Annotated in this window: 23 protein-coding genes and 1 pseudogene; 15 read left to right on the top strand and 9 right to left on the bottom strand. The window is 71.8% G+C overall.

Annotated elements, in window-relative coordinates; genetic code table 11:
• Nucleotides 1-35 precede the first annotated feature (35 nt).
• The 4 genes from ACIQNU_RS21445 (at nt 36) to ACIQNU_RS21430 (ending at nt 4331) form a co-directional block, all read left to right on the top strand.
• Nucleotides 36-1235, top strand: a complete 1200-nt coding sequence (locus tag ACIQNU_RS21445; protein WP_401368601.1) for an amidohydrolase family protein — start codon at nt 36-38, stop codon at nt 1233-1235.
• A 6-nt stretch (nt 1236-1241) separates the two neighbouring features.
• Nucleotides 1242-2405, top strand: coding sequence for an acyl-CoA dehydrogenase (locus ACIQNU_RS21440; RefSeq protein ID WP_401368599.1), 1164 nt, complete (start codon nt 1242-1244; stop codon nt 2403-2405).
• A gap of 4 nt (nt 2406-2409) precedes the next feature.
• Nucleotides 2410-3447, top strand: a complete 1038-nt coding sequence (locus ACIQNU_RS21435) for an acyl-CoA dehydrogenase family protein (protein WP_401368596.1) — start codon at nt 2410-2412, stop codon at nt 3445-3447.
• Nucleotides 3448-3869: 422 nt separating this feature from the next.
• Nucleotides 3870-4331, top strand: coding sequence for an ATP-binding protein (locus ACIQNU_RS21430; protein ID WP_401368593.1), 462 nt, complete (start codon nt 3870-3872; stop codon nt 4329-4331).
• 127 nt (nt 4332-4458) lie between these two features.
• Here ACIQNU_RS21430 and ACIQNU_RS21425 read toward each other — a convergent pair whose 3' ends face one another.
• Nucleotides 4459-5406, bottom strand: coding sequence for a cyclase family protein (locus ACIQNU_RS21425; protein ID WP_401368590.1), 948 nt, complete (start codon nt 5404-5406; stop codon nt 4459-4461).
• Nucleotides 5407-5490: 84 nt separating this feature from the next.
• On the opposite strand from ACIQNU_RS21425, the gene ACIQNU_RS21420 reads away from it, so the two are divergent.
• The 4 genes and pseudogenes from ACIQNU_RS21420 to ACIQNU_RS21405 form a co-directional block, all read left to right on the top strand.
• A complete protein-coding gene (locus ACIQNU_RS21420; RefSeq protein ID WP_401368588.1) occupies nt 5491-6405 on the top strand; it encodes an SDR family oxidoreductase in 915 nt (304 codons plus the stop codon).
• 11 nt (nt 6406-6416) lie between these two features.
• Nucleotides 6417-7574 (top strand): acyl-CoA dehydrogenase family protein, encoded by a 1158-nt coding sequence (locus tag ACIQNU_RS21415; protein ID WP_401368585.1) that lies wholly within the window; start codon nt 6417-6419, stop codon nt 7572-7574.
• Nucleotides 7571-8620 carry a Zn-dependent alcohol dehydrogenase gene (locus tag ACIQNU_RS21410; RefSeq protein WP_401368583.1) on the top strand — a complete coding sequence of 350 codons (1050 nt, stop codon included), beginning with the start codon at nt 7571-7573 and terminating at the stop codon, nt 8618-8620. Before ACIQNU_RS21415 ends, ACIQNU_RS21410 begins: the two co-directional genes overlap by 4 nt.
• 58 nt (nt 8621-8678) lie before the next feature.
• Nucleotides 8679-9896 (top strand): annotated as a pseudogene (locus ACIQNU_RS21405) (MFS transporter); the annotation flags it as partial.
• On the opposite strand, the gene ACIQNU_RS21400 reads toward ACIQNU_RS21405, so the two are convergent.
• Nucleotides 9834-10964 carry a GlxA family transcriptional regulator gene (locus tag ACIQNU_RS21400; protein ID WP_401369007.1) on the bottom strand — a complete coding sequence of 377 codons (1131 nt, stop codon included), beginning with the start codon at nt 10962-10964 and terminating at the stop codon, nt 9834-9836. The pseudogene ACIQNU_RS21405 and the gene ACIQNU_RS21400 sit on opposite strands and share 63 nt — an antisense overlap.
• A gap of 161 nt (nt 10965-11125) precedes the next feature.
• Between ACIQNU_RS21400 and ACIQNU_RS21395 the strand changes: the two genes are divergently transcribed.
• The 3 genes from ACIQNU_RS21395 (at nt 11126) to ACIQNU_RS21385 (ending at nt 13159) form a co-directional block, all read left to right on the top strand.
• Complete coding sequence (locus tag ACIQNU_RS21395) at nt 11126-12466, top strand: MFS transporter (RefSeq protein ID WP_401369004.1); 1341 nt, start codon at nt 11126-11128, stop codon at nt 12464-12466.
• Nucleotides 12467-12531: 65 nt separating this feature from the next.
• Nucleotides 12532-12936: a carboxymuconolactone decarboxylase family protein gene (locus ACIQNU_RS21390; protein ID WP_401368581.1), complete on the top strand. Its 405-nt coding sequence runs from the start codon at nt 12532-12534 to the stop codon at nt 12934-12936.
• Between the two features lie 4 nt (nt 12937-12940).
• On the top strand, nt 12941-13159 hold the full coding sequence (locus tag ACIQNU_RS21385) for a hypothetical protein (RefSeq protein WP_401368578.1): 219 nt from the start codon (nt 12941-12943) through the stop codon (nt 13157-13159).
• Here ACIQNU_RS21385 and ACIQNU_RS21380 read toward each other — a convergent pair.
• The gene (locus ACIQNU_RS21380; protein WP_401368576.1) at nt 13140-13790 is read right to left on the bottom strand and encodes a flavin reductase family protein; all 651 of its coding nucleotides are present in this window, start codon (nt 13788-13790) and stop codon (nt 13140-13142) included. The two genes, ACIQNU_RS21385 and ACIQNU_RS21380, sit on opposite strands and share 20 nt — an antisense overlap.
• An 83-nt stretch (nt 13791-13873) precedes the next feature.
• Between ACIQNU_RS21380 and ACIQNU_RS21375 the strand changes: the two genes are divergently transcribed.
• On the top strand, nt 13874-14884 hold the full coding sequence (locus ACIQNU_RS21375) for a hypothetical protein (protein WP_401368574.1): 1011 nt from the start codon (nt 13874-13876) through the stop codon (nt 14882-14884).
• A 26-nt stretch (nt 14885-14910) separates the two neighbouring features.
• On the opposite strand, the gene ACIQNU_RS21370 is transcribed toward ACIQNU_RS21375, so the two are convergent.
• The 5 genes from ACIQNU_RS21370 to ACIQNU_RS21350 all read right to left on the bottom strand — a co-directional run bounded on the left by ACIQNU_RS21370 (nt 14911) and on the right by ACIQNU_RS21350 (nt 21017).
• Entirely contained in the window at nt 14911-15747 is an 837-nt protein-coding gene (locus tag ACIQNU_RS21370) for an enoyl-CoA hydratase/isomerase family protein (protein WP_401368571.1), read from the bottom strand.
• Nucleotides 15748-15850: 103 nt separating this feature from the next.
• Nucleotides 15851-18076: an acetate--CoA ligase family protein gene (locus ACIQNU_RS21365; RefSeq protein WP_401368568.1), complete on the bottom strand. Its 2226-nt coding sequence runs from the start codon at nt 18074-18076 to the stop codon at nt 15851-15853.
• Between the two features lie 298 nt (nt 18077-18374).
• Nucleotides 18375-18782 carry a VOC family protein gene (locus tag ACIQNU_RS21360; protein WP_401368565.1) on the bottom strand — a complete coding sequence of 136 codons (408 nt, stop codon included), beginning with the start codon at nt 18780-18782 and terminating at the stop codon, nt 18375-18377.
• A 168-nt stretch (nt 18783-18950) separates the two neighbouring features.
• Entirely contained in the window at nt 18951-19772 is an 822-nt protein-coding gene (gene ppk2, locus ACIQNU_RS21355; RefSeq protein ID WP_401368562.1) for a polyphosphate kinase 2, read from the bottom strand.
• Nucleotides 19773-19841: 69 nt separating this feature from the next.
• Nucleotides 19842-21017 carry a flavin-containing monooxygenase gene (locus tag ACIQNU_RS21350; protein ID WP_401368559.1) on the bottom strand — a complete coding sequence of 392 codons (1176 nt, stop codon included), beginning with the start codon at nt 21015-21017 and terminating at the stop codon, nt 19842-19844.
• A 178-nt stretch (nt 21018-21195) separates the two neighbouring features.
• Between ACIQNU_RS21350 and ACIQNU_RS21345 the strand changes: the two genes are divergently transcribed.
• Genes ACIQNU_RS21345 through ACIQNU_RS21335 form a run of 3 tightly spaced genes read left to right on the top strand, consistent with a single transcriptional unit; the run spans nt 21196 to nt 23172 of the window.
• A complete protein-coding gene (locus tag ACIQNU_RS21345; protein ID WP_401368557.1) occupies nt 21196-21645 on the top strand; it encodes a DoxX family protein in 450 nt (149 codons plus the stop codon).
• A gap of 47 nt (nt 21646-21692) precedes the next feature.
• A complete protein-coding gene (locus tag ACIQNU_RS21340) occupies nt 21693-22157 on the top strand; it encodes a Zn-ribbon domain-containing OB-fold protein (RefSeq protein WP_401369001.1) in 465 nt (154 codons plus the stop codon).
• Between the two features lie 4 nt (nt 22158-22161).
• Entirely contained in the window at nt 22162-23172 is a 1011-nt protein-coding gene (locus tag ACIQNU_RS21335; RefSeq protein ID WP_401368554.1) for a GNAT family N-acetyltransferase, read from the top strand.
• On the opposite strand, the gene ACIQNU_RS21330 is transcribed toward ACIQNU_RS21335, so the two are convergent.
• The gene (locus tag ACIQNU_RS21330; protein WP_401368552.1) at nt 23127-23591 is read right to left on the bottom strand and encodes a hypothetical protein; all 465 of its coding nucleotides are present in this window, start codon (nt 23589-23591) and stop codon (nt 23127-23129) included. The two genes, ACIQNU_RS21335 and ACIQNU_RS21330, sit on opposite strands and share 46 nt — an antisense overlap.
• Nucleotides 23592-23761: the final 170 nt, after the last annotated feature.

Below are 23761 nucleotides of genomic sequence, written 5' to 3'. Positions count from 1 at the left end.
GGGTCATCAGAAATGGCTACGGTGAGGGGACCCCGATGGAACTGCCCCGGATCATCAGCGTCGACGACCACGTGATCGAGCCCGCCCACCTCTTCGAGACGTGGCTGCCGAAGAAGTACCAGGACCGCGGGCCCAAGCCGCTCACCGCCGGCATCGGCGAACTCGCCTACGTCGGCGGCAAATACCAGATCACGATGGACCCTGAAGGGCCGCCGACCGACTGGTGGATCTACGAGGACCTGAAGTTCCCGTACAAGCGCAACATCGCCGCCGTCGGCTTCGACCGGGACGACATGACGCTGGAGGGCATCACGCGCGCGGAGATGCGTCCCGGCTGCTGGGACCCGGTCGAACGGCTCAAGGACATGGACGCCAACCATGTCGAGGCGAGCCTGTGCTTCCCGACCTTCCCGCGCTTCTGCGGGCAGACGTTCGCCGAGGCGCACGACAAGGAGGTCGCTCTCGCGTGCGTACGCGCGTACAACGACTTCATGGTGGACGAGTGGTGCGGTGACAGCGGCGGGCGGCTCATTCCGCTGTGCATCATCCCGCTGTGGGACATCGACCTCGCGGTCGCCGAGATCCGGCGCAACGCCGCGCGCGGGGTGACGGCCGTGACCTTCTCCGAGATCCCGACCCACCTCGGCCTGCCGTCGATCCACTCCGGCTACTGGGACCCCTTCTTCGCGGTCTGCCAGGAGACCGGCACCACCGTCAACATGCACATCGGCTCGTCCTCGCAGATGCCTGCCGCGTCCCCGGACGCCCCGCCCGCCGTGCAGGCGTCGCTCAGCTTCAACAACGCCATGGCGTCGATGATGGACTTCCTGTTCTCCGGCGTCCTGGTGAAGTTCCCGCGCCTCAAACTCGCCTACTCCGAGGGGCAGATGGGCTGGATCCCGTACGCCCTGGAGCGCGCCGACGACGTGTGGGAGGAGCACCGCGCGTGGGGCGGCGTCCGCGATCTGATCCCGGAGCCCCCGTCGACGTACTACTACCGGCAGATCTTCTGCTGCTTCTTCCGCGACAAACACGGCATCGCGTCACTCGATGTGGTGGGCCGCGACAACGCCACCTTCGAGACGGACTACCCGCACGTCGACTCGACCTTCCCGCACACCAAGGAGGTCGCCCTCGACCATGTGAAGGGCCTTGACGACGAGACCGTCTACAAGCTGATGCGCGGCAACGCCATCCGCATGCTGGACCTGGACTTCGACCGGAACGGCAAGTAGCCCGGCGTGGACCTCACGTACACGGACGAGGAAGAGGAGTTCCGCGCGCGGCTGCGCGCCTGGCTCGGCAAGGCGCTGCCCGCGCTCCCCCCGAAGCCGTCACCGGGGGACTGGCCCGGCCGGCGCGCGTACGACATGGGTTGGCAGCGCGCGCTGTACGACGCCGGGTACGCGGGACTGCACTGGCCCGCCGACGCGGGCGGCCGGGGCGCGACACCGACCCAGCATCTGATCTTCCTGGAGGAGACCGAGCGGGCCGGGGCGCCCTATGTGGGGGCGAACTTCGTCGGCCTGCTGCACGCGGGTCCCACCGTCGCCGCCGAGGGCACCGCCGAACAGCGCGCGCGGTGGCTGCCGCCGATCCTGCGCGGCGACGAGGTGTGGTGCCAGGGCTTCAGCGAACCCGGCGCCGGTTCCGACCTGGCGTCGCTGCGTACGCGCGCGGTGCGCGACGGTGACGCGTACGTCGTCACCGGGTCCAAGATCTGGACCTCGCACGCGGAGGTCGCCGACTGGTGCGAACTCCTGGTCCGCACCGAGCCGGTCAGCGCCGCCGTCCCCAAGCACCGGGGGATCACCTGGCTCGCCATGCCGATGGACGCGCCCGGGGTCACCGTCCGGCCGCTGCGCACGCTCGCGGGGTCGACGGAGTTCGCCGAGGTGTTCCTCGACGAGGTACGGGTCCCCGTCGCGAACCGGGTCGGCGCCGAGAACGACGGCTGGCGCGTCACCATGGTGACCCTCTCCTTCGAGCGGGGCACCGCCTTCGTCGGGGAAGTCGTCGCCTGCCGCCGCGTCCTGGGCGACCTCGCGCGCGAGGCCCGTGCCAACGGCCGCTGGGACGACCCCTGCCTGCGCCGCAGACTCGGCCGTCTGTCCGCCGAGTTCCGTGCCCTGTGGCGGCTGACGCAGTGGAACGTCAGCGAGGCGGAGCGCTCCGGCGGGGTCCCCGGCGTCGGGGGTTCGGTCTTCAAACTGCGGTACTCGCACGCGCGCCAGGAGCTGTACGACACGGCGGCCGACGTCCTCGGGCCCGACGCGCTCGACCTGTCCCGCGAGTGGACGCTCGACCGGCTGTCGTCCCTGTCGTACACCATCGCCGCGGGCACCTCGCAGATCCAGCACGACATCGTCGCCGAGCGCATCCTCGGCCTGCCGAAGGGACGGTGAGGGCGTGCGCTTCCAGCTCACCGAGGAGCAAAGGGACCTGCGGACCGGAATGCGGGAACTGCTCGCGGGCCGCTTCGGGCGCGAGGCGTTGCGGGCGGCCGTGGACGCCGCGGAGGCGCGGGAGGTCGCGAAGGCGCTGGAGGCCGCTGGGGCCGCCGGGGTCACGGAGGCCGGCCGGGGGGCTCCCGGCGCCCCGCGCGGCGCTCAAGGGGCCGCTGAGGCCCCGGACGGGGTCGGCCTGGACGGAGCCGACCCGGGCCGGGGCGGGCTGGTCAGGGGTGGCCTGGACCGAGCCCTGTGGCGGGAGCTGGGTGACGCCGGATTCTTCGCGCTGCGGCTGCCCGAGGCGGACGGCGGGGTCGGACTCGGGCTCCCGGAAGCCGTGTTGCTCTTCGAGGAGACCGGCCGCGCCCTGCTGCCGGGCCCCCTCGTGGCGACCCACCTCGCGGCCGGCGAGGTCCCGGGGGCGGGGGAGGGCACGGCCGTCGTCACGGCGGTCGACGGCACCCTCGTGGAATGGATCGACGCGGCGGACGTCGTCCTGGGCGACGTCACGGGCGCCGCCCCGGTCCGCCCGGTCGACCCGCTCACCCCCCTGCACCGCGTCCCCGGCCCCCGCCGCCCGCCCGCCGCCACGGCCGACACCGCCGACCTCCTCACCGCCGCGCAACAGCTCGGCAGCGCGGCCCGCACCTGCGAGATGGCCGTCCAATACGCCCAGGAACGCGAGCAATTCGGACAGAAGATCGGTGCGTTCCAGGCCGTGAAACACCTGTGCGCGCAGATGCTCGTCCGCGTCGAGACCACCCGGTCCGCGGTCTACGCGGCGGCCGTCACCGGTGATCCGCTCGACGTCGCGACCGCCGCCCTGCTCGCCGACGAGGCCGCCGTACGCGGCGCCCGCGACTGCCTCCAGGTGCACGGCGGCATGGGCTTCACCTGGGAGGCCGACGTCCATCTCCATCTGAAACGCGCCTGGGTGCGCGCGGAGAGGGGCCGTACGGCGGCCGAACGCGAGGAGGCGCTCGCGGCGGCTCTCTGACGCGCGCCGCGCGCGGGATGTACGACCGGTTCCCGGTGGGTCACGCTGCGTCGATACCAGGTCGTGTCCAACGCGTGACTCGTCACGGCCCGGAGTCGGCACCGGGCTCCGGTACCTTGTGTGAGATGCGAGTGGTCCTGGGGTCGAGCCATCCCGGTGTTGCCTCCGAGGCGGCGCCGGTTACGGCGATGCCTGCCTCTCGCCGGGCAGGACGGGGCCGCACGCCCGCCTGTTCGACTCCCCACGGCGCGCGTCGCACAGTATGCCGCACGCGTACTCCTTCGCGCTGGAATATGCCCGAAGCGCTTGTTGGGGTGACTGTACGTCAACCATGCTGTCTCGTAAGGAGATCACGGTCCGTGAACTCCGTAGATCATCAGAGGCGCGAGGCGATGTGTCCGCCGGTTCGGATGGTGTGAGCGGTGCAGGTGCTTCAGGTTCAGTTGGAGGTTCGCCCCGACCCCGCGGAGGTGGGGCGGGCCCGGAGGTGGGCGCGCTCGCGGCTCGCCGGGTCCGGGATAGAGGCCGATGAACCGCTCGCGGAGACCCTGATCCTGCTCGTCTCCGAACTGGTCACGAACGCCGTCGTGCACACCGGCTGTCCGGCCGTGCTGCGGATCGTGCTCTCCGGGCGCCCCGAAGCGGCCCCCGCCACCGTGCGGTTGGAGGTCGCCGACCGCAGCGAGTGCCCGCCGCGACCCCGGCACGCCGAGGGTGACGAGACCAACGGCCGCGGTCTTGAACTGGTCGACGGGCTCGCCGATCGCTGGGGCTGGCAGCCCGAGGGCGCGGGCAAGCAGATCTGGTGCGAGATCGACCGCGGGGACGCCAAGGTGTGCGGAGCGGTCGTCGGGTTCGAGGGGATGGCCTACGAGGCCGTCTGACCGCCCAGGCCCCCGCGTGCTTCCGGCAGTCACCCACCCCCCGTGCTTCCGGCGGCCACCCACATCCCCCGCGCCTCCGGTGGTCACCCGCACCCGGCGCCCGTACTCCGCAGAGCCCCACAGGGCTTCAGAGCACCGCCACCGGCGCGACCGGTGCGCCCGTGCCCCCGGTGAACGGCTCCGGTGTCGCCGTCAGCAGGAACGCGTACCGCCCCGCCTCCGCACAGGCCGTGGACAGCTCCTCCAGGTTCCAGTTCTGGCCCTGGTGCATGCCCATCTCGACCAGGTCGAGCGCGTGCACGCCGAGCCACAGGTTCTCGATCTCCGGCGGGAAGATCTCGAAGGTCAGCGTGTCATTGGCGACGGCGGCCACATCGCGCGCGTGGAACCACTCCGGCGACCGCACCGACATCCCCGGTGACGGATACGCGTACGCGTGCCGGTCGCCCGCCAGATACGTCTGCACGTGACCCGTGCGCACCAGCACGATGTCTCCCGCGCGCACGCGCGTGCCCGCCATCTCCTCCGCCTCGGCCAGGTCGTCCGGCGTGACCGCGTGGTCGCCCGGCAGCCGGTCCACGCCCTTCGCGCGCGCCACGTCGAGCAGCACTCCGCGCGTGACGACGGGCCCCACCGTGCCGATACCGCAGAACCGCGCCCTGTCGTGGGCCGTGATGGTGTCCGCCGGACGGCCGTTGTAGAGCCTGCCCGAATGCGAGACGTGCGCCAGGGCGTCCCAGTGCGTCGCCGCCTGGAGGCCCATGGTGACGCTGTCGTCGCTGCTCGCGACGGTGCCGGGGCCGAACAGCTCCTGGTTGATCTGCACCATCGTGTGCAGCGGGTTGACGCGGCCCGGGATCACTCCCGACTGCACCCCGTCCTGGAGCAGCGGCAGCGCGAGCGCGACCCGGCGCCCGTCACGGACGGTCGCCGCGGCCTCGCGCACCACCTCGTCCGTGATCAGGTTCAGCGTCCCGATCTCGTCGGTCTCCCCCCAACGGCCCCAGTTGTTGACGCGCTTCGCGATCTCGTGGAACTCCGCCGGCAGCGCCGACGGAAGGGCCGGTACGGACATGAGTACTCCCCGGGTCTTGTCTTCCGGTGTCTGACGGGACATAAAATCTAACGGTCCGTCAGAAACCGCGGGAAGGGGCCGGGCGTGGGGAACTTCTTGGCAGGCAAGGTGGTGGCCGTGACAGGCGCCGGCCGGGGCATCGGGCGCGCGGTGGCACTCGCCTGCGCCGCCGAGGGCGCGAGAGTCGTCGTCAACGACTACGGCGTCTCCATGGAGGGCGCCGAACCCACCAGCGAGGTGGCCGAGTCCGTCGTCAAGGAGATCACGGCCGCCGGCGGCGAGGCCGTCGCCGTCGCCGACGACATCTCCACCATGGCGGGCGGACAGCGCGTCGTGGACACGGCGCTCGCCGCCTACGGGCGCGTGGACGGCGTCGTCTGCGTCGCCGGCATCCTCCGCGAACGCATGCTCTTCAACATGTCCGAGGAGGAGTGGGACCCCGTCGTCGCCACCCACCTCAAGGGCACGTTCACCGTGTTCCGTGCCGCGTCCGCCGTGATGCGTACCCAGCGCGCGGGGACCCTCATCGGCTTCACCAGCGGCAACCACCAGGGGTCCGTCGCGCAGGCCAACTACAGCGCGGCCAAGGGCGGCATCATCTCGCTCGTGCGCAGCGCCGCGCTCGGCCTGCACAAGTACGGCGTGACCGCCAACGCCGTCGCGCCCGTGGCCCGTACGCGCATGTCCGCGAACGTGCCCATGGAGCTGAAGGAGATCGGCGAACCCGAGGACGTCGCCGCTCTTGTCGTCTATCTGCTCTCCGACCGCGCCCGCGAGGAGCACATCACGGGGCAGGTGTACACGATCGCCGGGCCCAAGATCGCGGTCTGGGCACAGCCCAGGGAGCTGCGGGCCGGGTACGCGGAGGGGGCCGGGTGGACGCCCGAGCGGATCGCGGACTTCCTGCCGGGGACGGTGGGGGTGGATCCGATGCCGCTGCTTGAGCAGGTGGCGGGGATGGCTCGGGCGGCCCAGGCCGGGGAGCGGCCCAATCGCTAGGGAGGCGTGTCGTGGAGTTCGGGAGCGGGGACGAGGACGAGCTGTTCCGGGGCGTGGTGAGGGAGTGGCTGGACGAGCACGTCGCCGGGTACACCGGGACGTGGGAGCGCGAACTGGGCGCCGGGGGCTGGATCGGCCTCGGCTGGCCCGAGCAGGGCTACGGCAACCGCACGGCCTCGCTGATGCAACAGGTCGTGTTCGCCGAGGAGTACGCCCGGTGCGGTGCCCCGGCGCGCTCGGGCCACATCGGCGAGAACCTGCTCGCGCCCACCCTGATCGCGTACGGCACCGAGGAACAGAAGCAGCGCTTCCTGCCGCCCGTCGCGCGCGGGGACGAACTCTGGTGCCAGGGGTACAGCGAACCCGGCGCGGGGTCCGATCTGGCGGGCGTGCGGACGCAGGCGGTACGGGAGTCCGACAGGGCAGGGACGGCTTCGTACCGCATCACCGGGCAGAAGATCTGGACCTCCCTCGCGCGGGACGCCGACTGGTGCTTCGTCCTCGCCCGTACCGAGCCCGGCTCGCGGCGGCACCACGGGCTGTCGTTCCTCCTGGTGCCGATGGACCAGCCCGGCCGGATCGACGTACGGCCCATCCAGCAGATGACCGGCACCAGCGAGTTCAACGAGGTCTTCTTCGACGGCGCCCACGCGCGCGGGGATCACGTCGTCGGCGGTGAGGGCAACGGCTGGCGCGTCGCCATGAGCCTGCTCGGCTACGAACGCGGTGTCTCCACGCTCGCCCAGCAGATCGGCTTCGCCGAGGAGTTCGACCGCGTCCTGCGCCAGGCCGTCGCCTCCGGGGCCGCCGACGACCCCGTCCTGCGCGACCGTCTCGTACGCGCGTGGGCCGAACTGCGCACCCTGCGCTGGAACGCCCTGCGCACCCTCGGCACCCCCGTCCCCGACCCCGGCGCCGCCAGCGTCGCCAAACTCCTCTGGGGCGGCTGGCACCAGCGCCTCGGCGAACTCGCCGTCCACGCGCGCGGGGCAGCCGCCACCGCCGGCCCGGCCGACTGGTCCGCCGATCGCCCGTACGTCCTGGACGCCGCCCAGCACCTGTTCCTCTTCAGCCGCGCCGACACCATCTACGGCGGTTCCGACGAGATCCAGCGCAACGTCATCGCCGAGCGTGTGCTCGGCCTGCCCAGGGAGGTACGGGTTCCGTGAGAGGTGTCCTGTTCGACGGCGAGCAGCCCCAGGTGGTCGACGACCTGGAGGTACGGGATCCCGGGCCCGGTGAGGTCCTGGTCGCGATCACCGCGGCCGGGCTCTGCCACAGCGACCTGTCCGTGATCGACGGCACCATCCCCTTCCCCGTCCCCGTCGTCCTCGGCCACGAGGGCGCCGGAGTCGTGGAAGCGGTCGGCGCCGACGTCTCCCACGTACGGCCCGGCGACCACGTGTGTCTGTCCACGCTCGCCAACTGCGGTGCCTGCGCCGACTGCGACCGGGGGCGGCCCACCATGTGCCGCAAGGCCATCGGGCGCCCGGGACAGCCCTTCACGCGCGCGGGGGAGCCGCTGTACCAGTTCGCGTGCAACTCCGCCTTCGCCGAGCGCACCCTCGTCAAGGCCGTCCAGGCCGTGAAGATCCCCGACGACCTGCCGCTCACCTCGGCCGCCCTGATCGGCTGCGCCGTCCTCACCGGTGTCGGCGCCGTCCTCAACCGCGCGCGCGTGGACCGCGGGGACACCGTCGTCGTCATCGGCACCGGCGGTATCGGGCTCAACGTCCTTCAGGGCGCCCGGATCGCCGGCGCCGCGACGGTCGTCGCCGTCGACACCAACCCCGCCAAGGAGTCCGCCGCCCGGACCTTCGGCGCCACCCACTTCCTCGCGTCGACCGACGGGGTCCGCGACATCCTGCCCACCGGCGCCGACCACGTCTTCGAATGCGTCGGGCACACCGCGCTCGTCCGGGAGGCCGTCGACCTCCTCGACCGGCACGGCCAGGCCGTCCTCCTCGGGATGACGGCGCCCACCGCCGAGGCCGCGTTCGCGCCCGCCGCGATGTTCCTCGACAAGTCCATCCTCGGCTGCCGGTACGGGAGTTCCCGGCCGCAGCGGGACATTCCGCTTTACGCTGGTTTGTATCGAAGTGGGGCGCTGCTGCTCGATGAGCTGGTCACCGCGGTGTATCCGGTGGAGGAGTTCGCGAAAGCGGCGGAGGACGCTCGTGAGGGCCGCGTTGCGCGGGGGGTTCTGACGTTCTGACCTGCGGTTTCCTTATTTCGCTGGGGCGTTGTCAGTGGCGTCCCCTACCTTCGATGGCATGAGTTATCGCGACGTCGCGTCGAAGTCCGTCCTCGCCTGGGCCGCTGTGGCCGTCGGGGCGCGGATGCCTGTGGCCATGGCGCCGCTCGCAGTGGTCTTCCTCGTCCGGGAGCGGCCCGGCGGTTATGCCCTGGGCGCTGTCCTCGCGGCTGTCTATGTCGTCGGTGAGATCGTCGGCGCGCCCCTGCTCGGTCTGCGCATGCGGCCCGAGCGCGCCCGCCCCCACCTCGTCGCGGGCCTCCTCGTCGGCGCGCTCGGCTTCGCCGGCCTCGGCGCCGTGCCCGACGCGCATCCGCTGGTACTCGGCGCGCTGGCGTTCGTCGCGGGCGCCGCTCCCGCCGCCGCGCCCGGCGGGCTGCGCGCCCTGCTCACGAGCCTCGTGCCCGAACGGGCCGTACCGCAGGCCCTGTCGGCCGAGTCCATGCTCACCTACGGTGTCTGGGCCGTGTCACCCGCCGCCGTCACGGGCCTCGCGCTCGGCGTCGCGCCCCACCTTCCGCTGCTCCTCGCGGCCGGTCTGATGGCCGCCTCGGTCGCCGGACTGTGGCTGCTCCCCGCGGGCTGGCCGTCCGACGCCGACGACCGGGGCGGTGACTCGATGCTCCGCATCCTGGCCAGGGCCTGGCCCGTGTATGTGACGGGCGCCGCCAGCATGTCCCTGCTCGCCCTCGCCGAACTGGTGCTGCCCGCCCTCCTGGAGCAGCGGTCCGTCGCCGTCGGCTGGGCGGGTCCGCTGCTCGCCCTGTTCGCGGTCGGCTCGGCCGTCGGCGCGTATGTCTACGGCCTGCGGACCTGGCCGGGGCGGCTGCCCACGCAGAGCCTCGTCCTGCTGCTGACCATCTCCGCGTGCGTGGCCGTCGTCGCGGTGCTGCCGTCCGCGCCCTGGATGGCGGTCGGCCTCGGGATCGCGGGCGTCCTCCAGGCGGGCGCCATGATCAGCCGGAACCTCTCCCTGCGCACGGTCCTCCCGGCCAGCGCCCTCGCGGCCGGGTATTCGGTGATGTACGCGGCGGTGGGCGCCGGTTACGCGGCGAGCGGGTCCCTCGCGGGCGGCCTGCTCAAGGTCGTCGCGCCGTCGACCGCGATTCTGGCCGGGGTGGGGCTGACGGTGGTGCTGACCGTGGTCGGCGCGGTGAGCGAGCGGCGGGTGATCTCACGCGCGGACGTCGGCCGCGCTGCGGGTTCGGGTGGGGGCTCCGTCGCGGGGTCCGGTGCCGGGCGCGGGGAGGTCGTCGTAGCCGGTGGTGACGGCAGTAAGGGCGGGGCCGTCGGTGGTGGGGGCGTCGGTGGCGCCGGAGCGGAAGGTGCGGCGATACGCGGTGGGGGTGACGCCGAGCGCGGCCTGTAGGTGCTGCCGCATCGACTGGGCGGTGCCGAATCCGGCGTCCCGCGCGACCTGGTCGATGGACAGGTCGCTGGACTCCAGGAGGTGCCGGGCACGTTCGACGCGCTGCCGGGTCAACCACTGACCCGGGCTGATCCCGACCTCCTCGCGGAACCGCCGGGTGAAGGACCGTACCGACATGGCCTCCTGTTCCGCCATGTCGCGCAGTTGGATCGGCTCGTGCAGCCGACCCAGCGCCCACGCGCGGGCGGCCGTCGTCGTCGCCACCTGCGGTTCCGGCATGGGCCGCTGGATGTACTGGGCCTGGCCGCCGTCGCGGTGCGGGGGGACGACGGTGCGGCGGGCGACGTCGTTGGCGACGGCGGTGCCGTGGTCGCGGCGCACCATGTGCAGGCACAGGTCGATACCGGCGGCGACCCCGGCCGACGTCAGTACGTCGCCGTCGTCGATGAACAGCACGTCCGCGTCGACCTCGATCAGCGGGAACGTCCGCTGGAAGTGCTCGGCGTGCGACCAGTGCGTGGTCGCGGGGCGGCCGTCCAGATACCCGGCGGCGGCCAGGACGTAGCCGCCGGTGCAGATCGAGACGAGACGGGTGCCGGGGCGTACGAGGGCGAGCGCGGTGGCCAGCTCGTCGGTGAGCCTGCCCTCCTCGAAGACCGGTCCGAGCTGGTACGAGGCGGGGATGACGACGGTGTCGGCGGTGGCGAGGGCTTCGGGACCGTTCTCGACGAGGATCGAGAAGTCGGCCTCCGCGCGGACCGGACCCGGGGGCCGGACGGAACAGGTGACGACCTCGTACAGGGCGCGCCGCCGGCCGGTCTGGCTGAAGGCGCGGCCGAAGATGCGCTGCGGGATGCCCAGTTCGAAGGGGAGGACGCCGTCGAGTGCGAGGACGACGACGCGGTGGGGCTGCCCCGCCGTGCCCGCCTTGCCCATGGCGCCCGCCGTGCCCGCCGTGCCTGCCGTGTTCGGTACGGATCCGGTCATGGCCCGATCCTAGCGAATGCTGTCCATCAGGCCACTCGCTGGCGGGGGTGGGCGCACGGAAGCTGTAGGGCGTGACGCAGACAACCGAACCCGTGGACGCCTCGGAACCCATGGATACCCCGGGAGTCGTGGAGACCTCGGAACCCGTGGACGCCCCCGACCTCCACCCCGGCGCCAAGACCCCCCGCCCCGCCCGGCGCCCTCGTATCCACCGCGCCTGGTTCGTCGCGGCGGTGGCCTTCGTGACGATCATCGGCGCGGCGGCGTTCCGTTCGCTGCCCGGTCTGCTGATCGATCCGTTGCACACGGAGTTCGGCTGGTCGCGCGGCACCATCGGGCTCGCCGTCTCGGTCAACCTCGCGCTCTACGGGCTCACGGCACCCTTCGCCGCCGCGCTCATGGACCGGTTCGGCATCCGCCGCGTCGTCGCCGTCGCGCTCCTGGTGATATCCGTCGGCTCGGGCCTCACCGTATGGATGACGGCGGCCTGGCAACTGATGCTCTGCTGGGGCCTGCTGGTGGGTCTGGGCTCGGGTTCGATGGCGCTCGCCTTCGCGGCGACGGTCACGAACCGGTGGTTCACCGAGCGGCGCGGCCTGGTCACCGGCATCCTGACGGCCGCCTCCGCATCGGGCCAATTGATCTTCCTCCCCCTCCTCTCGTGGATCGTGCAGCACCACCACTGGCGCCCGGCCGCCGTGACGGTCGCGCTGGCAGCGCTCGCCGTCGTCCCTTTTGTCTGGCTGCTGCTGCGGGACCACCCGGCGGACGTGGGGCTACGGCCGTACGGCGCCGAGGAGTTCGTACCCAAGCCGCCGCCCGTCACGGGCGCCGCCCGGCGCACCCTCAAGGTGCTGTTCTCGGCGGCGCGCACCGGCCCGTTCTGGCTGCTCGCGGGCACCTTCGCGATCTGTGGCGCGTCCACGAACGGCCTGATCCAGACCCATTTCGTGCCCGCCGCCCACGACCACGGCATGCCCATCACGGCGGCGGCCTCGCTGCTCGCGGTGATCGGGGTGTTCGACGTCGTCGGAACGATTGCCTCCGGCTGGTTCACGGACCGCTACGAAGCGCGCCGTCTGCTGGCCGTGTACTACGCCCTGCGAGGCGTCTCCCTCCTCTTCCTCCCCATGCTGCTCGCCCCCTCGGTCCACCCCCCGATGCTCTTCTTCATCGTCTTCTACGGCCTCGACTGGGTCGCCACCGTCCCGCCGACGATCGCCCTGTGCCGCGAGCACTACGGCGACGACAGTGCGATCGTCTTCGGCTGGGTCCTCGCATCGCACCAGGTCGGCGCGGCCGTGGTCGCCTTCCTCGGCGGCATGGCACGGGATGTCTTCGGCTCGTACGACGTGGTCTGGTACGCGTCGGGGGCGCTGTGCGCGGCGGCGGCGCTCATGGCGCTGATCAGTCGGAGGCGTCCGGCGGACGCGGCGGTGCGCGCGGGCTGAGGTGGCCCGACCGGCGCGGAAGTGTTTGACTTGACAAAGAGGCCCGTACATGCATCTCCGAGGAGGTGGCTGTTGTGACGGCCACGGCGAACCGGGGCGAGATCGAGGCCGACATCAAGCAGACGCTTGGCCTGGTGCCGCACTTCTTCCAGCGCATCCCCACCGAGTTGCTGGCTCCCGAGTGGGAGATCTTCAAGCACATCGAACTGGGCGAGACCCTTATCCCGAACAAGTACAAGGAACTCATCGGCGTAGGCCTGCACGCCGAGACGAAGTGCCACTACTGCACCCTCTTCCACACGGAGGCCGCGAAGCTGTTCGGCGCGACGGACGAGGAGATCCAGGAAGCGGTGCACTACGCGAAGGCCAGCCTGGGCTGGAGCGCGTACATCAACGGCATGCGGGAGGACTACGACGAGTTCGCCTCCGAGGTGAAGCAGATCACCGAGTACGTACGCTCCCAGGCGTGATCCCATGGAACTGGAACGGCTTCGCCCGACGGTGGTGAGGGTCACCCTCCACCCCTACGAACTGGCGGCCTTGGTCTCGGCGGCCCGCTATGTGACGGAGACGGCCCCCGAGGACGTCCCCGGGGACTCCCTGACCCAACTGGCCACCCTGCTCAAGGACTACGACACGCAGCTCCGCCACCTCGGCAGGGGCGCCGGAACGGTCAGTCCGCCAAGCCCCTGAATCGGCCCTGGTGAAACAGCAGGGGTCCGGGCGCGCCGTCCGTCGTGCCCAGCGCGTCCACCCGCCCCACCACGATCAGATGGTCGCCGCCCGTATGGACCGCGTGGACCGTGCAGTCGATCCACGCCGGCGCCCCGGTCAGGCGCGGGGAGCCGGAGACCGGGGACGGCTCGTGTGCCACGCCCGCGAACTTGTCCGCGCCGCTCACCGCGAAGCCCCGGCACAACTCGCCCTGGTCCGCACCCAGTACGTTCACGCAGAACACGCCCGCGCGCGCGATGCGCGGCCACGTCGTCGACGTACGCGCCACCATGAACGCCACGAGCGGCGGGTCCAGCGACAGCGAAGAGAACGACTGGCACGCGAACCCGGCCGGCCCCTCGGCTTCCTCGGAGCCCGCCTCGGACCCCGGCGCCGTGATCACCGTAACTCCGGTGGCGAAATGCCCCAGTACCCGGCGGAATTCCCCCGGATCCAGCGGCGCCCGCTCGTCCTCGCCGACCGCACGCAACTCCGGCCGGGGCAAAGCCTCGACACCCTCGACACCCGCAGCGACACCCCCGGCGACCGTGGGCGCCCCGACGGACCTGAGATACCGGACGACCGTGGCCGCCATCCCCGCATGTCCCATCACGTCAATCATTGAAGCTGACGGAGCGTCAGATAGGAAGCCCCCGTCAAGCGCGCGGAACGCCCCCGCGTACGTTCGGCCGCATGGGGTGGGGACAGAGATTCGCAGGGGAGCGGCGGGGCGAGCGGCGAGGGGAGCTGGGCCTCGCGGCTGCCGCGTCGACCGCCGCCGTACAACTGGCGCTCGTCCTCCTGTTCGAGGTCGTGCGGCCGGCCACTGCTGACAACTACGGCGGCGGATACGGCGGCGCACTCGCCGGACTCTTCCTGTGCTGCGTGTGCTTCGTGTCGCCCGCCGCCCTCGCCCTCGCCGGGTTCCTCCACGCGCTGGCCCTCACGCTCCCGGCCACCGAACTCGCCCGTTTCGCCGAACGGTTCGCGAGCCGGTTCGCGGGCCGGTTCCGACACCCGGCCGCGCGCCGGATCGCTCCCCCCGCCGCCCTCGTGACCGTCGCCCTCCTCTGGGCCGCGCCGCTCGCCCCTCTCCTCGACCTCCCGTACGCCACCGCCGCCGCCTGGACCCTCGGCACCGGCATCCTCCCGATGGCCGCCGCCGCGTACGCCACCCGCCGCCCCGACCTCACCCCCCGCCTCACCCCCGGCCTCACCCCCGCCCGGATCTGGCGCCGCGCCGCCCTCACCTGCGTACTCCTGTCCGGCGCGGTCATCGGCGGCACGCTGATCGCCACGCACACGGGCCTGCTCAAGGAGTACGAGCCGCCCCGGTTGACGTCGGCCCAGCTCACGGGCGTGTGGGAGGGCAGCGGCGACGACACCGTCGTCCTGCGGCTCGACGCGGACGGCCGGGCGGCCTTCACCGATCTGCCGTACGTGGACGTCACGGCCGACTCGATTTACGGCGACGTCGCCCAGTGCGACTCCACCGCCACGTGGACCCTCGGCACCGACTCGGCGAGCGAACGCGACGTGGTCGAACTCGACCCGACGGGCGCGGGCTGCCCCGGCGAGATCGGCGACACCGGTCTGACCTGGACGATCGGCGGCACCGAGAGCGAGCCCGAACTGTACGTACTGTTCGGCGACCCCGACGCGGGCGACCTCGTCATCCTCGTACCCCGCCGCCGCCCGTCCTGACACGGTCAGCGGTCAGTGGCCGGTGGTCAGCGGCCCTCGTATCGCGGAGTCCGTCGTTCCACGAAGCTCGCCACGCCCTCCTGGGCGTCCCTCGTCGTCATGTTGATCTCCTGGGCCGCCGCCTCCGCCGCGAAGGCCGTGGTGCGGTCCGTGTCCAGGGACGCGTTGACCAGCTGTTTTGTCAGGGTCAGGGCGCGGGTGGGGCCCTGGGCCAGGCGGTCGGCCCAGTCGCGGGCCGTCTTCTCCAGGTCGGCGAGCGGGACGACGCGGTTGACCAGGCCGAGCCGCTCCGCGTCCGCCGCCGGCAGCGCGTCGCCGAAGAACATCAGCTCCTTCGCCCGCTGCGGCCCGATCAGCCGGGGCAGCAGATACGCGCCGCCCCCGTCCGGTACGAGCCCCCGCCGCACGAACACCTCGATGAAACGGGCCCCTTCGGCGGCGATCACCAGATCGCAGGCGAACGCCAGATGCGCCCCGATGCCCGCCGCCGTGCCGTTCACCGCCGCGATCACCGGCTTCTCGCAGTCGAGTACGGCGGCGATCAGGCGCTGGGCGCCGAGGCGGATCGTCCTGGCCACGTCGCCCGGGATCCGCTCGCCACCGGTGCCGGGGCCGCCGCGCAGGTCCGCTCCCGCGCAGAATCCCTTGCCCGTCGCCGTGATCACCACGGCCCGTACGTCCGGGTCGGCGGACGCCTCCGCGAGGAGCCCGATGACGCGTTCCCGCTGGTCCCAGGTCAGGGCGTTCATGACATCGGGCCGGTTGAGTGTGATCCACGACACCCCGTTGTCAGTGGCGTGGAGTATCAATGAGGGGACGGGATCGGAAGCGGGACCGGCAGAGGTATCGGGGGGCGTGGACATGAGGGAGTGGCTCCGTTTCTTACGGGGATGGGTGGGCCGGTTGGTACCGGCGTGGCGGGGTGCGTCGGCGGTCTCGGCTCCGGCCTTGGCTCCGGTCCCGGCCTCAGCGGCAGATCGCCAGCGCGTCCAGCGCCACCGCCCCCTGCCCCCGGGGCAGCACCATCAGCGGATTGATGTCGAGTTCGGCCAGTTCGTCGTCCAGTTCGAGGGCCATCCGCTGCACCCGCAGCACGACCTCGACCAGGGCGTCCACATCGACGGCGGGCCCGCCGCGTACGCCGTCGAGCAGGGCACGGCCGCGCAGTTCGCCGAGCATGGCCCGCACCTGGTCCTCACCGAAGGGCGGCACGCGGACGGCGGTGTCCTGCAACACCTCGACCAGCACGCCGCCGAGCCCGACGGTGACCGTGGGCCCGAAGAGCGGGTCGTGGGTGACGCCGACGACCATCTCGACGCCCCGTTCGACCATCTGGCAGACCAGGACGCCGTCCAGCGTGACGTCCTCGTAGCGCGCGATGTCGGTCAGCTCCCGGTAGGCCTCGCGGACCTGGCTCGCCGAGGTCAACCCGATCTTGACCAGGCCGAGTTCGGTCTTGTGGGCGAGCTGCGCGCCGGACGCCTTCATGACGACCGGATAGCCGACCTGGCCCGCGGCGCGCACGGCCGCCGCCGCGCTCGTCACCAACTGCTCACGCGGCACCCGGATGCCGTAGGCGCGCAGCAGCTGTTTCGCCGCGTGTTCACTGAGCCGGCGCCCCGGCCGCATCAGGGACTGCGCCTTGCGGAAGGAGGGCGACGGGGTGCGGGGCGCGTCCTCGAAGGGGGAGCGGTAGGCGAGGGTGAAGCGATGGTGGTCGAGGTAGGCGCGGACGGCGGTGATGCAGTTGGCGAAGGTGCGGAAGGTGGCGACGCGGGAGGACCCGAGGAGCGTGGTGCGGTAGGCGTCCTCGGTGCCCACCGGCGACCCCCACACCACACACACCAGCTTGTCCGTCTGCTCCGCCGCGTCCACCAGATCCTGCGCGAGCTTGTCGCTCATCGGCGGAAAGGGCCCGGTGATCGGACAGATCAGCACGCCCACGGACGGGTCGGCGAGGATCGCGTCGATGATCTTCCGTCCACGCCAGTCGCCGACGGGGTGGCCACCGTTGTCGACGGGGTTGGCGACGTTCAGGTACGGCGGTATCCACTCGTGCAGCTCCGCCTGCTTGGCGTCGGACAGGCGCGGCAGGGTCAGCCCGGCCTCGCTCGCCAGGTCCGCGAAGTGCGCCCCCGTGCCGCCCGAGATCGAATACACGACGACGCCGTCGGCCCGCGGCCTCTGCGCCCGCGCCAGCAGCGCGGCGGTGTCCTGGAGTTCGTCGAGTCCGTCCACCCGGATCACGCCGTACTGCCGCATCGCCGCGTCCACCACCGCGTCCGCGCCGGTCAGCTTGCCGGTGTGTGAGGCGGCCATCCGGGCGCCGGTCTCGGTGCGGCCGACCTTGATCGCGACGACGGGTACGCCGTTGCGGGCGGCCCGGTCGGCGGCGAGGAGGAAGGCGCGGCCGTCCTTCAGGCCCTCGACGTAGCAGGCGATGGCGCCGACCTCGGGGCGTTCGGCGAAGTAGGAGAGGAAGTCGGCGGTCTCCAGGTCGGCTTCGTTTCCGGTGGGCGCCCAGTGCGAGAGGCGTACGCCGAGTTCCTGCATCGTGAAGACGGGGCGGCCCTGGTGGCCGGACTGGGTGATCAGGGCGATGGCGGGGCCTTCGAGGTCGTCGCGGAACTTCTCGAAGGCGTTGAGATTGGTGTTGGGGCCGAGGAGGCGCAGGCCGGAGCGGGCGACGGCGGCGGCGAGGCGGTCCTGCGCGGCGGCCCCCGCCTCGCCGGTCTCGGCGAACCCGGAGGCGAAGGCGACCGCGAACCGCACCTTGGCCTCGGCGAGTTCCTCGATGACGGGAAGAGGGTCGGCGACGAGGAGGACGGCGAGATCGACCGGTTCCGGGAGGTCGGCGACGGAAGGGGAGCAGGCGACGCCGAAGACGGTGGGGCGGGTGCGGTGCACCGGGTGCAGCCGGGCCCCGACGCGTTCGGCCCAGGCCATCAACTGGCGGGTGATACCGGTGTTGGGCCGGCCGTCGGCGTCCGACGCGCCGATCACGGCGACGGACTCCGGCCGGAAGAACCGGTCCAGATCGGGGACCGTGGAGTGCAGCGGCCGGCCGCTGACGTCCAGGTCGTCGCCGCCGGGCGCCCTGCTGTGCACGGCGGGTGCCGGGGGCTCGCCGCAGGCCACGACGCGGGCGCGGCGGGAGTCGGTGGTGAGGGTGCCGTGAGTAGATCCAAGCATCGGTCCGCCCGCTCCTGTGTGACAGCAACTTAACTGACGCACAGTCAGATTACTGAACTGACGCTGCGTCAGGAACGGGTATGCAGCAAGGGAAATGGGGCGGAGCCGGGGCCGGCGGTGTTCACCGGCCCCGGAGGCTCATCCTCCGGGACCACCCTCGCGCATCCGCTGCCCCCGGACGTACCCGTGAGTAGCGGGTCCCATCCGTGGTGAAGGGGGGAATGGCCGGTAATGGGGGCCTGTCGGCGGATCTTCGGCGGATCTTCGGCGGAGAGGTGTGGTGGGGTGCCCGGCTGTATCAGGCAGGTTCGCCGGCGGTGAGTGCTTCGCGCTCGGCCGTGCTGACCTCGATGCAGAATTCGTTGCCGGCGGGGTCCGCGAGGACGACCCAGCCACGGCCGTTCGGTTTGCGGCGGTCGTCCGTGATGGTGGCGCCGAGGGCGATGACGCGTTCGGCTTCCTCGTCGCGGGGGCGGTCCGGCTGGAGGTCGAGGTGGACGCGGTTCTTGAGGGTCTTCGCCTCCGGTACGCGGACGAAGAGCAGCGTCGTCTGCCCCTCCGGAACCTCCAACGCCACCTCGTCGTCGCCCGGTGCGTCGATCGGGTCGACGGGGTGGCCGAGGACCTGGCTCCAGAACTCGGCTATCGCGTACGGCTCGTGCGGGGGTGCGCAGTCGAAGGTGATGTGCCGGACGATGGACGTCATGTGGTCTCCCTGGGTGTCGGTCGGCCGGACTGTACCGGGGAGGGTCGGGGGACCGGAAAGGGTTTTTGGGCGCGTTCGGTCCTGGGCGGAGGGAGGGAGAGGTGTCCGGGAGAAATGGCCGGATCGGCGGTAGGTGTGGGAGATCTGGCCACTTTTGAAAACAGGGTGTCAGTCGGGCGCCGGGGCCAGCGAGGCGGCGTGGTCGGGCACGTAGGTCTGGAGGTCGCGGGGCGGGCGCTCGTACCCCGTGGACGGCGGGCGTGGCGGGATCGAGACGGCGGGCGGCGGGATCTCGCGGTACGGCACGGTCGACAGCAGGTGGGCGATCATGTTCAGCCGGGCGCGGCGCTTGTCGTCGCTCTCGACCACGTACCAGGGCGCCTCGGGGATGTCGGTGTGGACCATCATCTCGTCCTTGGCGCGCGAGTACGCCTCCCAGCGGCTGATCGACTCCAGGTCCATCGGGGAGAGCTTCCAGCGCCGCGTCGGATCCTCCAGCCGCTTGTGGAACCGTCGCTGCTGCTCCTCGTCGCTCACCGAGAACCAGTACTTGCGCAGCAGGATGCCGTCCTCGACCAGCATGCGTTCGAAGAGGGGGCACTGGTGGAGGAAGCGCTGGTACTCGGCCTTGGTGCAGAAGCCCATGACGTGCTCGACGCCCGCCCGGTTGTACCAGCTCCGGTCGAAGAGGGAGACCTCGCCGGGCGCCGGGAGATGGGGGGCGTAGCGCTGGAAGTACCACTGACCGCGCTCGCGCTCGGTGGGCGTGGGCAGCGCGACGATACGGGCGACGCGGGGGTTGAGGTGTTCGGCGACGCGTTTGATGGTGCCGCCCTTGCCGGCGGCGTCGCGGCCCTCGAAGACGACGACGAGCCGTACGCCCTCGGCGCGTACCCACTCCTGGAGCTTCACCAGTTCGGTCTGGAGCCGCAGCAGCTCCCGCTCGTACGGCTTGCGCGGCACCCGCCCGGCCGCCTTCGAATCAGCCATGATCCACCTCCCGAGAGTGATCTCACGCTACGGGACGTCCGCGCGCCACGCCCACCGACGGAAGGTCGCCTATCGCAGACCGCGTGCCACGGTGCGCGCGATACGTTCCGCGTCGATCGCCATCTCGCGGAACATCCCGCTGATGGGGTTGGTGAAGCCGGTGAAGAAGAGGCCGGGGGCGTTCTTCGGGGCACGGGGGCCATGGCTGACCGGATGGCCCCGGGGGTCGAGGACGTCCAGGTGGCCGATGAGGTGGTCGAGGCCCCGGCGGTAGCCGGTCGCGGCGATCACGGCGTCCGGTGCGATCCGGGTGCCGTCCGCGAGGACCACATCCCCGTTCTCGAAGGAGTCGACGGCGGCCACGATCTCGACCCGGCCTCCCCGCACCGCGTCGATCAGTCCCACGTCCTGCACGGGAATCGCGCCCTCGCGCACCCGCGAGTACAGACCCGTGTCCGGGCGGGGCAGCCCCTGCGCCGACAGATCGGGCACGCTGATACGGGCGAGCGGGCGGGCGAGCCGGTCGACCACGCGGACCGGAAGGCGTCGGCAGATGATGCCCGTGGCCTGCGCGGGCCACCCGGCGGTGGAGCGCCGGACGATGTGCGGGACGGTACGGACGGCGAGGCGTACCCGTGCGGCGCCGCCCTCCAGCAGGTCGACGGCGATCTCGGCGCCCGTGTTGCCGACGCCGACCACGAGGACGTCACGGCCGGCGTAGGGGCCGGGTGCCCGGTACTCGCTCGCGTGCCGCAGCTCACCCGTGAAGGTCTCGCGCCCCGGCCAGGACGGCACATGAGGGGTGTGGTTGTAGCCGGTCGCGACCACCACGGCGGCGCCCGACAGCTCCCGGCCGCCCGTGGCGTGCAGCAGCCAGCCGTCGCCCCCGGGGCTCCGGTCGACGCGGTGGACCTCGACGCCGGTGACGATCTCCAGCGCGTGGTGTTCGGCGTACTTCTCCAGATAGCGGACGACGTTGTCGCGGGCGACCCAGCGGCCGAAGGAACGCGGCATCGCCAGGCCCGGCAGCGCGGACAGCCGCCGCGTGGTGTGCAGACGCAGCCGGTCGTAGTGCCCGCGCCAGGACGCGCCGACGCGGTCGGACTTCTCCAGGACGACGGCCCGTACGCCCCTGGCACGCAGCGCGTACGCCGCCGCGAGGCCGCCGGGACCGCCGCCTATGACGTACACCGGGCGGTCCGTGGGGCGTGGTGCGGCTTTGGGGCGGTCTGCGGAGTCGGCCATGAGCGGGAGCGTAATCCCGTTGTGAGTTGATTGGTCTCGGTCAAGACCGGAATGCGTTGCGAATTGATCACAGGGCGCCAGGCCAAGAGGTCGCCCCGTCCCGCCCCTTGCGGGTGGCCCGCCCGATGCGCTGAACTGACGTACCGTCAGATGAGAATCCCCCGAGGAGAGTTCCGGCATGGACGCGATCTGGCTCACCGGCGCCGAATGGCTCGCCGTGCTGCGTATCGGACTCGGCCTGTGGTGGCTGGAGAGCTGGCGGCACAAGGACAAAAAGGGTTGGTTCGAGCGCGGAACCGGAATCGCGTGGGCGGCCGACGTCGCCGCGAAACACCGCTGGCCGGTCGTCCGCAGCGGCTTCGAACGCGTTGTCGCACCGCGCCCGCGCGCCATGGCGTACGTCGTCGTGTACGCCGAACTCGCCGTGGGGCTCGGCCTCGTCCTGGGCTTCCTCACCCCGATCGCCCTGATCGGCGGCCTCCTCCTCAACCTCCTCTACCTCGTCCTGATGATCCACGACTGGGCCGAGCAGGGGCAGAACGCGATGATGGCGCTCATCTCGCTCGTCGCGCTGCTCGCGATGTCGTGGCAGACGTGGTCCGTGGACAACGCGATCGGACTGTTCTGATGACGCAGAAGACTCCGCCGAAGACGACGCCGACGGCTCCCTCGGAGATGCGGTACGACCTGCCCGAGCCCGACGCCTTCACGCGCCCGTACTGGGAGGCCGCCGCCGAGGGACGGCTGCTGCTGCGCAGGTGCGGGGCGTGCGGGCGGGCGCATCACTATCCGCGCGAATTCTGCCCGTTCTGCTGGAGCGAGGACGGGGCGTGGGAGCGGGCGAGCGGCCGGGCGACGCTCTACACCTGGTCCGTGGTGCACCGCAACGACCTGCCGCCCTTCGGGGACCGTACGCCGTATGTGGCGGCCGTGGTCGATCTGGCGGAGGGGCCCCGGATGATGACGGAGGTCGTGGAGGGCGAAGGGAACCCTGCGGCCGGGACGGACCTGGAGGTCGGGATGGAGCTGGAGGTGGCCTTCCGGACCGTCGGGGACGGGCTCGCGGTCCCGGCGTTCCGCCCGGCGACGGGCGATGTGACCAGCCCTATGGGAGTCGGCAGACCACTACGTGTTCAATGAAACGATGACGACGCACTCGCTGACCGAAGCCGAGATACGAGGCCAGGGCCTCCACCTCCGCCCCTGGCACGCCGACGACCCGGTGGACGCCGACGCCTGGCTGCGCGGCCTCGTCGATCCGGAGTTCCGCCGCTGGAACACCCCGCTCAGACCGGTGGACGACCTGTCGGACGCGTACGACTCGCTGCGGGCGCGCACCAAGAGCACCGAGACGGGCAAGGTCGCCTCCTTCTGCGTCACGGACGCCGACACCGGCACGATCCTCGGGCACATCGGCCTCAACGAGATCGACCAGAACATGCGCCTGGCTCGCGTCGGCTACTGGATCCTGCCGGAGGCCCGGGGCAGGCGCGTCGCGGGCCGCGCGCTCGACCTGGCCAGCGCGTGGGCCTTCACCGAGCTGAAGTTGTTGCGTATCGAACTCGGCCACGCGCTCGGCCATGACGTGTCGTGCCGGATCGCGGAGCGCTGCGGGTACCGGTACGAGGGGACGCTGCGGGGGGCGATGCCCGAGTCGGGACGGTGGGACCAGTTCCGGGACGCCCATCTGCACGCCCGACTCGCCACGGACCCGAACCCGGACCCAGCCCCAGAGCCACGAGCGGCCGTCCGCACGCCTCGCGAGGTGCTGGCCCGCTACCACCAGGCCATGCTCGACAAATCGGCGGACGACCTCGCCGACCTGTACGCCGTGGACGCGGTGCACGAGTTCCCGTTCACCTCACGCGGCTTCCCTCCGCGCTACGAGGGCCGCGAGGCCGTACGCGCCGGATACACGGCGGCCTGGGGCGCCAGTCCCGTACAGGTGGACGAGGTCAGGACGGTGGCGGCGTACGAGACGGCCGACCCGGGAGTGATCGTCGCCGAACACGTCGTCGTGGGAAGGCTGCCGAACGGCCCCACGACCTTCACCGTCCCCGGCCTCCTGATACTCGACGTCCACGGCGGACTGATCACACGGGCCCGCGACTACATGGACAGTTCGGGAGTCGCCGCCGCGACAGAGCGGCCGTGACGCACAAGAGCACCGCGCCCGGTTGGCGCCTCACCCGCGACCTCGACCGTTTCCTCGACCACGCGGGCCCTCACCTGCGCTCCACCCCCGCCCTCCACACCGTGCTGCTCAGCGTCACGGACGCTCTGCGCCGCAGCGGACTCCAGGCGTACGGGGACGAGCCGCCGGTGTTCGGGGTGCTGACCGGGGACGACGGCACCGTCACGGGGGCGTGCGCGCGGACGCCCCCGCACCGGCTGCTGCTCGGTACGGTGCCGGAGGAAGCGGTGGATTCCCTCGTCGCGAGGCTCGCGGACGACACCACCACCACGGAACTCCCTGGCGTGACCGGCCGCCGCCCCACCGGGCACCCCGCGCCCCGCCACCGAGGCCGACCGCCCCCTCCTGCGCCGCTGGTACACCGCCTTCCTCCGCGACATAGGCGAACGGCACCTGATGGACCCCGACACGTGGGTCGACTCCCGGCTCGCGTACGCCGGCCTCACCCTCTGGGACGTCGACGGCACCCCGGTCGCCCTCGCGGGCGTGACGCAGCGCAACGCGGACCGGGGGAGCGGAAGAGGCAGCCGACGAGGTCCTGCTCTTCACG

Origin of the sequence: Streptomyces sp. NPDC091292 (genome assembly GCF_044757265.1) — a bacterium.
Taxonomy (GTDB): domain Bacteria; phylum Actinomycetota; class Actinomycetes; order Streptomycetales; family Streptomycetaceae; genus Streptomyces.
The sequence above is the reverse complement of the archived record's forward strand: the minus strand, read 5'-3'. Positions and strand labels throughout refer to the sequence as shown.

Bases quoted from the DNA above. Each gene is read 5' to 3' on its own strand.
- ACIQNU_RS21330 (WP_401368552.1), bottom strand. From the start codon at position 23,591: ATGTCGCGGAGGAAGGCGGTGTACCAGCGGCGCAGGAGGGGGCGGTCG.
- ACIQNU_RS21335 (WP_401368554.1), top strand. From the start codon at position 22,162: ATGACGACGCACTCGCTGACCGAAGCCGAGATACGAGGCCAGGGCCTC.
- ACIQNU_RS21395 (WP_401369004.1), top strand. From the start codon at position 11,126: ATGGATACCCCGGGAGTCGTGGAGACCTCGGAACCCGTGGACGCCCCC.
- ACIQNU_RS21425 (WP_401368590.1), bottom strand. From the start codon at position 5,406: ATGTCCGTACCGGCCCTTCCGTCGGCGCTGCCGGCGGAGTTCCACGAG.
- ACIQNU_RS21365 (WP_401368568.1), bottom strand. From the start codon at position 18,076: ATGCTTGGATCTACTCACGGCACCCTCACCACCGACTCCCGCCGCGCC.
- ACIQNU_RS21445 (WP_401368601.1), top strand. From the start codon at position 36: ATGGAACTGCCCCGGATCATCAGCGTCGACGACCACGTGATCGAGCCC.
- ACIQNU_RS21385 (WP_401368578.1), top strand. From the start codon at position 12,941: ATGGAACTGGAACGGCTTCGCCCGACGGTGGTGAGGGTCACCCTCCAC.
- ACIQNU_RS21370 (WP_401368571.1), bottom strand. From the start codon at position 15,747: ATGTCCACGCCCCCCGATACCTCTGCCGGTCCCGCTTCCGATCCCGTC.
- ACIQNU_RS21380 (WP_401368576.1), bottom strand. From the start codon at position 13,790: ATGGGACATGCGGGGATGGCGGCCACGGTCGTCCGGTATCTCAGGTCC.
- ACIQNU_RS21375 (WP_401368574.1), top strand. From the start codon at position 13,874: ATGGGGTGGGGACAGAGATTCGCAGGGGAGCGGCGGGGCGAGCGGCGA.
- ACIQNU_RS21340 (WP_401369001.1), top strand. From the start codon at position 21,693: ATGCGGTACGACCTGCCCGAGCCCGACGCCTTCACGCGCCCGTACTGG.
- ACIQNU_RS21350 (WP_401368559.1), bottom strand. From the start codon at position 21,017: ATGGCCGACTCCGCAGACCGCCCCAAAGCCGCACCACGCCCCACGGAC.
- ACIQNU_RS21400 (WP_401369007.1), bottom strand. From the start codon at position 10,964: ATGGGCAAGGCGGGCACGGCGGGGCAGCCCCACCGCGTCGTCGTCCTC.
- ACIQNU_RS21345 (WP_401368557.1), top strand. From the start codon at position 21,196: ATGGACGCGATCTGGCTCACCGGCGCCGAATGGCTCGCCGTGCTGCGT.
- ppk2 (WP_401368562.1), bottom strand. From the start codon at position 19,772: ATGGCTGATTCGAAGGCGGCCGGGCGGGTGCCGCGCAAGCCGTACGAG.
- ACIQNU_RS21360 (WP_401368565.1), bottom strand. From the start codon at position 18,782: ATGACGTCCATCGTCCGGCACATCACCTTCGACTGCGCACCCCCGCAC.